The following is an 812-nucleotide window of genomic DNA, read 5'->3' on the forward strand; positions in this document are numbered from 1 at the left end:
TGATACCCGTAGCTTCGGTGCATGGTTTGAGCCCCGTTACATCTTCCGCGCAGGCCGACTCGACTAGTGAGCTATTACGCTTTCTTTAAAGGGTGGCTGCTTCTAAGCCAACCTCCTAGCTGTCTAAGCCTTCCCACATCGTTTCCCACTTAACCATGACTTTGGGACCTTAGCTGACGGTCTGGGTTGTTTCCCTTTTCACGACGGACGTTAGCACCCGCCGTGTGTCTCCCATGCTCGGCACTTGTAGGTATTCGGAGTTTGCATCGGTTTGGTAAGTCGGGATGACCCCCTAGCCGAAACAGTGCTCTACCCCCTACAGTGATACATGAGGCGCTACCTAAATAGCTTTCGAGGAGAACCAGCTATCTCCGAGCTTGATTAGCCTTTCACTCCGATCCACAGGTCATCCGCTAACTTTTCAACGGTAGTCGGTTCGGTCCTCCAGTCAGTGTTACCTAACCTTCAACCTGCCCATGGATAGATCGCCCGGTTTCGGGTCTATACCCAGCGACTAAACGCCCTATTAAGACTCGCTTTCGCTACGCCTCCCCTATTCGGTTAAGCTCGCCACTGAATATAAGTCGCTGACCCATTATACAAAAGGTACGCAGTCACCTAACAAAGTAGGCTCCCACTGCTTGTACGCATACGGTTTCAGGTTCTATTTCACTCCCCTCTCCGGGGTTCTTTTCGCCTTTCCCTCACGGTACTGGTTCACTATCGGTCAGTCAGTAGTATTTAGCCTTGGAGGATGGTCCCCCCATATTCAGACAAAGTTTCTCGTGCTCCGTCCTACTCGATTTCATTGA

The 812-nt window shown here is 51.2% G+C and carries 1 rRNA gene; it reads right to left on the reverse strand.

Annotated elements, in window-relative coordinates:
* Window positions 1–812, reverse strand: a 23S ribosomal RNA gene (locus ACNFBR_RS29230); the annotation flags it as partial.

It is taken from the genome of Pseudomonas sp. NY11955, assembly GCF_048068035.1.
Lineage (GTDB): Bacteria > Pseudomonadota > Gammaproteobacteria > Pseudomonadales > Pseudomonadaceae > Aquipseudomonas.